At 61.9% G+C, this 6,254-nt stretch carries 8 protein-coding genes and 1 tRNA gene; 8 read left to right on the forward strand and 1 reads right to left on the reverse strand.

Annotated features, from left to right (window positions below; translation table 11 throughout):
• Window positions 1–20: 20 nt before the first annotated feature.
• The 7 genes from E7813_RS04010 to E7813_RS04040 all read left to right on the forward strand — a co-directional run bounded on the left by E7813_RS04010 (window position 21) and on the right by E7813_RS04040 (window position 4,304).
• On the forward strand, window positions 21–476 hold the full coding sequence (locus E7813_RS04010) for a DUF2948 family protein (RefSeq protein ID WP_291571111.1): 456 nt from the start codon (window positions 21–23) through the stop codon (window positions 474–476).
• A 259-nt stretch (window positions 477–735) separates the two neighbouring features.
• The gene (gene hisD / locus E7813_RS04015) at window positions 736–2,031 is read left to right on the forward strand and encodes a histidinol dehydrogenase (protein WP_291571112.1); all 1,296 of its coding nucleotides are present in this window, start codon (window positions 736–738) and stop codon (window positions 2,029–2,031) included.
• Complete coding sequence (locus E7813_RS04020) at window positions 2,028–2,522, forward strand: UPF0262 family protein (RefSeq protein ID WP_291571114.1); 495 nt, start codon at window positions 2,028–2,030, stop codon at window positions 2,520–2,522. Before hisD ends, E7813_RS04020 begins: the two co-directional genes overlap by 4 nt.
• Before the next feature lie 70 nt (window positions 2,523–2,592).
• Window positions 2,593–3,048: a low molecular weight phosphatase family protein gene (locus E7813_RS04025; protein WP_291571117.1), complete on the forward strand. Its 456-nt coding sequence runs from the start codon at window positions 2,593–2,595 to the stop codon at window positions 3,046–3,048.
• Window positions 3,049–3,205: 157 nt separating this feature from the next.
• Complete coding sequence (locus E7813_RS04030; protein WP_291571118.1) at window positions 3,206–3,829, forward strand: Maf-like protein; 624 nt, start codon at window positions 3,206–3,208, stop codon at window positions 3,827–3,829.
• A complete protein-coding gene (yacG, locus tag E7813_RS04035) occupies window positions 3,819–4,019 on the forward strand; it encodes a DNA gyrase inhibitor YacG (RefSeq protein WP_291571120.1) in 201 nt (66 codons plus the stop codon). The genes E7813_RS04030 and yacG overlap by 11 nt, the downstream gene beginning before the upstream one ends.
• Before the next feature lie 209 nt (window positions 4,020–4,228).
• A tRNA-Phe gene (locus E7813_RS04040) sits at window positions 4,229–4,304 on the forward strand.
• A gap of 65 nt (window positions 4,305–4,369) precedes the next feature.
• On the opposite strand, the gene E7813_RS04045 is transcribed toward E7813_RS04040, so the two are convergent.
• Complete coding sequence (locus E7813_RS04045) at window positions 4,370–5,407, reverse strand: tyrosine-type recombinase/integrase (protein WP_291571122.1); 1,038 nt, start codon at window positions 5,405–5,407, stop codon at window positions 4,370–4,372.
• Between the two features lie 20 nt (window positions 5,408–5,427).
• Between E7813_RS04045 and E7813_RS04050 the strand changes: the two genes are divergently transcribed.
• Complete coding sequence (locus E7813_RS04050) at window positions 5,428–5,700, forward strand: caspase family protein (RefSeq protein WP_291571126.1); 273 nt, start codon at window positions 5,428–5,430, stop codon at window positions 5,698–5,700.
• Window positions 5,701–6,254: the final 554 nt, after the last annotated feature.

A 6,254-nucleotide genomic window follows, 5' to 3' on the forward strand; every position in this document is an offset into this window, starting at 1 on the left:
GTTCTCCTTGAGGTTTTGCGGTGACGGCCCAACCCAAATTGATCGCGCTCGACGCCGACGGCCTTGCGGTGATTTCCGCGCATCTGCGCGGCGCCCGCGTGCAGGCGCGCGACATCATCTGGCGGCAGGGCGAAAAGCGTCTGGTGGTCGGCATGAACCGGCTGGACCCGGAGCAGGCGGATTTCGGGGCGACCGGCCCGCGCCGCCTGGTGGCGGCGCTGCGCTTCGAGCGGGTATTGTCGTGCAAGTCGCGCAACATCGATCTGGAGGCGCCGGAAACCGCGCTGGAACTGTTCGGCATCGAGTTTCACCCGGCTGAAGCTCCCGGCGGCAGCGCGGTGCTGATATTCGGGCATGGCGGAGCGCTGCGGCTGGACCTCGAATGCCTGGAATGCGAACTGGCCGATCTTGGCGCCGACGATCTCGGGACTTCCGAAATCGCCGAAGGCAGCGAACCGCCGGGCATGGATGGGTGAAACCCAAACGCCTCTTTCTTACCCTCCCCTGGAGGGGGAGGGTCGGCTCGCAACGCGCGAAGCAAGATGCGAGACGGGGTGGGGTGACAGTCTCTCAACTTGGGCATTGTTGGAGTGGAGAGACCGTCACCCCACCCCGCCGCTCATTTCATTCGCGTCGACCCTCCCCCTCAAGGGGAGGGTGAGCCGGACTAAGGGTTGACGGCGATTTGTCGCCGCGCCATTGAGCAGTGGGCCTTAAGACCACTGGAAAGCCACGATGCCTGTTCGTCTCAACACCAGCAGCGCCGGTTTCGCCGGACAATTCGCCGGATTCCTCGCGATGAAACGCGAGGTAGCGGCCGATATCGAGGCGGCAACCCGCGCCATTGTCGATGACGTGGCGGCCCGCGGCGACGCAGCGCTGATCGAGGCGACGCGCAAGTTCGACCGGCTGCAGCTAAAGGCCGGGGGTTTGCGGATCACGCCTGCCGAAACCGACGTCGCGGTGAAAGCCTGCGACGCCGCGACGCTGGATGCGCTGAAATTCGCACGGGACCGGATCGAGGTGTTCCACCGGCGCCAACTGCCAAAGGACGACCGCTTCACCGATGCGCTCGGCGTCGAACTCGGCTGGCGCTGGAGCGCCATCGAATCGGTCGGCCTCTATGTGCCGGGGGGCACCGCAGCCTATCCGTCCTCGGTGCTGATGAATGCGGTGCCGGCGAAAGTCGCGGGCGTCGCGCGGGTGGTGATGGTGGTGCCGTCGCCCGACGGCAAGCTCAATCCGCTGGTGCTGGCGGCGGCCCACCTTGGCGGCGTCTCCGAAATCTATCGCGTTGGCGGCGCGCAGGCCGTGGCGGCGCTGGCCTATGGCACGGCGACCATCGCGCCGGTTGCAAAGATCGTCGGGCCCGGCAACGCCTATGTTGCCGCCGCCAAGCGGCTGGTGTTCGGCAAGGTCGGCATCGACATGATCGCCGGGCCCTCGGAAGTGCTGGTGATCGCCGACCGCAGCGGCAATGCCGGCTGGATCGCCGCCGATCTGCTGGCGCAGGCCGAACACGACGTCAACGCGCAGTCGATCCTGATCACCGACGATGCCGCGCTCGCCGATGATGTCGAACGCGCGGTGGAGACCCAGCTTGTGACCTTGCCGCGCGCCGATATCGCGCGGGCCTCGTGGAACGCGTTCGGCGCGATCATGCTGGTGAAAAATCCGGGCGAGGCCGCGGCGCTGGCGAATGCGATCGCGGCCGAGCATGTGGAAATCATGACGTCGGACCCGGAAAGCCTTGCCGCGCAGATCCGCAATGCCGGCGCGATCTTCCTCGGGGCCCACACGCCGGAAGCGATCGGCGATTATGTCGGGGGCTCCAACCATGTGCTGCCGACGGCGCGGTCGGCGCGGTTCTCCTCCGGGCTCGGCGTGCTCGATTTCATGAAGCGGACCTCGATCCTGAAATGCGGGCCCGACCAGTTGCGGGCATTGGGACCGGCGGCGATGACGCTGGGCAAGGCCGAAGGCCTCGATGCCCATGCGCGCTCGGTCGGGCTGCGTCTCAATCTGCCATGAACAAGCCACCTGCAGCGGACGATTCGCAGAACCGCATCGTCGCGGTGACCCTCGATGAGGAATCGATCGGGCGTTCCGGCCCCGACATCGAACACGAGCGCGCGATCGCGATCTACGACCTCGTCGAGAAGAATCTGTTCGCGCCGGAAGGCGCCGAAGGCGGGCCGTTCACGCTGCATATCGGCATTACCGGCAACCGGCTGATGTTCGACATCCGCCGCGAAGACGGCACGCCGGTGGTGGCGCATCTGTTGTCGCTGACGCCGTTCCGGCGGATCGTGAAGGACTATTTCATGATCTGCGACAGCTACTACCAGGCGATCCGCACCGCCACGCCCGACAAGATCGAAGCCATCGACATGGGCCGCCGCGGCATCCATGACGAGGGTTCGCGCACGCTGCAGGAACGCCTGAAGGGCAAGGTGCGGATCGACTTCGAGACCGCGCGCCGGCTGTTCACGTTGATCTCCGTGCTGCACTGGAAGGGTTAGGGCATGACCCGGAAAAGCAGGCACCGGTGCTCCGAAAAGAGCATGCCCAAGACCAGAGAATCCTGAGCGCATGGCGGCGCGCACTCCGCAGGCCGTGCTGTTCGCATGCGGCTTGAACAGCGTGCGGTCGCCGATGGCCGAAAGCCTGCTGCAGCGGATGTTTCCCCAGGCGCTTTATGTCAAGTCCGCCGGCGTCAAGAAGGGCGAGCTCGACCCGTTCGCGGTCGCGGTGATGGCGGAACTCGGCCAGGATATTTCGGGCCACAAGCCGACCACGTTCGAGGAACTCGACGATTGGGAAGGGCTGAATTTCGACCTCATCATCACGTTGTCGCCCGAGGCGCATCACAAGGCGCTGGAACTGACGCGCACGCTGGCGGCCGATGTGGAGTACTGGCCGACCCAGGATCCCACCGGCACCGAGGGCAACCGCGAGCAGAAGCTGGAAGCCTATCGCGAGGTCTGCGACAGCCTGATGCTGCGCATCCGCAGGCGGTTTTCGAAGGTGGGGGCGGCGAGCGGGTGATATTCCCGCATCGTCGTCCCTGCGAATAACCCTTCATGTCGTCCCCGCGTTCGCGGGGACGACATGAAGGGGACGACAACGGTGGTTGTCTCATCGCATCCCTTCCGATAGGTTCCGCGCAATTCTTCCCCAAGGTTCCTTCCCAGCAAAAATCCGCATGCTAGGCCGCCCCAAATTCGTTCTTGCTTCCGGCTCGCCACGGCGTCTCAGCCTGCTCAATCAGGCCGGCATCGAGCCCGATGCGTTGCGTCCCGCCGATGTCGACGAGACCCCGAAGCGCGGTGAATTGCCGCGCGCCTGCGCCAACCGGCTGGCCCGCGCCAAGGCTGACGCCGCGCTCAAATCGGTGCAACTCGACGACGAATTGCGCGGCTCGTTCATTCTGGCCGCCGACACCGTGGTCGCGGTCGGCCGCCGCATCCTGCCGAAGGCGAATCTGGTCGACGAAGCCGCGCAATGCCTGCGGCTGTTGTCGGGGCGCAACCACCGCGTCTACACCGCGATCTGCCTGGTGACGCCGAAGGAGACGTTTCGCCAGCGCCTGATCGAGACCCGCGTGCGCTTCAAGCGGCTGAACGAGGACGATATCCAGGCCTATATCGGCTCCGGCGAATGGCGCGGCAAGGCCGGCGGCTACGCCGTGCAGGGCATCGCCGGATCGTTCGTGGTCAAGATGGTCGGCTCCTATACCAATATCGTCGGATTGCCGCTCTATGAGGCGGTCGCCCTGCTCGGCGGCGAAGGTTTCCCGATCCGCTTTGGCTGGCTGAATGCCGGCTAAACCGCCAGCCGGCGCCGGCAAGGAAACCGGCAAGGAAACCGGAAAGCCGTGCCCGATCTGCGGCAAGGCCGCCAAGGAGGCTTCGCGCCCGTTTTGTTCCGAGCGCTGCCGGGCTGTCGACCTGAACCGCTGGCTGTCGAATTCCTACGCCATTCCCGCCGCCAGGGATAACGACGAAGACGCCGATTGAGCGTCTTTTCGCCGTTTTGGGCCCCGTCGTCGCCCTTCGGGCCATGCCGGGCGCGGCCCCGTTTCGACCGTGCCCGACGGGGGTCCGCCGCCGCCTTTTGGGCCAAACCGCCAAGCATGGCCGAGCCATGCGAAGCCGCAAGGCGAAGCATGGACAGGCCCCCCCGGCCTGACTATAAACCGGCGCTCCCGGCGCCTGCGCCGGGACCTGCCCAGGTAGCTCAGTTGGTAGAGCATGCGACTGAAAATCGCAGTGTCGGTGGTTCGATCCCGCCCCTGGGCACCATAAGATCAATGGCTTAGCCGGTCTTCGCCAACGCGGTTAGACAGCTTAGGCCAAGAGTTAGACACTTATGTTCGCGCTTTGGTCCCGAGTGGATCGAGCTTTGTAATCACATCGCTCATGCGGTGTGAGGTGTTAGCCGTTTCCGAATAGTGGATCGCCATCGCAAGTGTCTTTTGGCCGAGCCAGCGGCGCACAGTGTCGAGGTCATAGCCAGCTTCGACGAGCAGGGTCCCGACAGTGTGCCGCAAACCATGAAAGGTAAGGCCTTCACCGATCTTTCCATCGCGTTTCAGTGCAGCCATCGCTTTGATGAAAGACGAGTTGAAGCCGCTCTCGGTCCAAGGGGTGCCCTTCGTCGTGGCAGCAATAGTAACCGCGTCATGCCTTGGCGCGGTTGCCAGCAACTGAGCCAGATCCGGATGAACCGGGATCGAAACTTCTTGCCCCGTCTTGTTAGTCCTTCGCCAAATTTTGCCGTCTCGGATCGCCGCCTTGGTGAGGGTAAGCACGTCACCCTTACGCAAGCCTGTGAACATTCCGAGCGCAACAGGAAGCCTCAATTGCTGGGGAATGCTGCTGATCACTATTCTGCACTCATCCAGGGACCATGGACGATTTGCGGGCTTGGCATCTCTCGCTCGCTTGACCCGCTTCACTCCCTTGACTGGATTTTCGTTGATGATCCCGTGTTCCTTTCCATGCTCGCAAGCCACCGAAATGACGGCCATGACATAGTTCGCCTGCCTGCGACCGTGCTTCGCGGCCATTCGATCCCTTAGTCCGGCGATGAATTGCGACGTAAGTTCGACAAGCGGCATTGCATCAAGTGGCATCAGCAGGTTCATCATCCTTGCATAGCCCTGTCGCGTGGCAGGGGCCAAATCAACGTAAGCTGGGGAGACGCGATAAGCGCCAAGCAGTAGTCCCAAGGTACCGGGCAACGCGGTTCGCGTTTCCAGCTTTCGCTCCAGCGTAGCCAACTCGGCAATGAACTCGGCGGTGCCAAATTCAGACTTGAGCCGGGTACTGCTCTTACGATGGTAGGCGTACCAGCGCCCTTTGACACGATATCGCTTAAGTCCCTTCACGCGAACCACGGTCATTGACCGTTGCGTCACGCTCCGTGTCTCGGGGACTCGTCTCTGTTGAGCCGGACGCAGGGACTTTAGTGGTCTATGCCGCAAAGGATGGTGAGACGGCGCTCGATGGTCAGGGGTTCAACAGCCCGTTTGCCGAAGCATTTGTGAAAAATCTGCAGACGCCGGGCCTTGAGGTCCGCAGAATGTTCGATTTCGTTCGCGACGACGTAATGGAGGCTACGCAGCGAAGACAGAAGCCATTCAGCTACGGTTCGATTTCCGGTCGGCAGGATTTCTATTTCGTCGCCGCCAAATGATTAGTTCTTCAGTACGGAGGCGGCAGGACTAATGCCTACATGATTATCCGTGACTTTTGAGGGTTAAGGCGAAGTAGGCCAAGCCTCCCGTAACAACGAGGCCAATCCAACTAACCCACATTGGCGCGCTCCAGCCGCCAACCACAACTGGCCAACCCATATAGATTCGTAAAACATGAACCAGCGCAACAACTGCGAAAATTGTGCCAGCTATCAGATGGAATAATTTGTCATTCATGGCGCTCTCCATTCAATCGGACAATAAAAATAAACGTCGCAAATAATATTCCGATTCCATGGGCGCAGCAACTCGGATGCCATGGAACGAGTTGCAGCGCAGCGAAACAAACCGCTTAGAAACGTATCTGCTAGAAATCAGCTAGAATATCTGTTTCTGGCAGATTTTGTTCTCTAATCCGGGTCTAGGTGTCAAGCTCTCCGACGATCAACGTTGCTGAACGTAATTCCAATTACCTTTTCCAACGTGTTCGGCTCCATCTGAACCGCTTCTCTTAATTCATTGCCTCCCTCGGCTAATTCACAACGCTTCTGAT

The organism is Bradyrhizobium sp. (genome assembly GCF_004799405.1).
GTDB lineage: Bacteria > Pseudomonadota > Alphaproteobacteria > Rhizobiales > Xanthobacteraceae > Bradyrhizobium.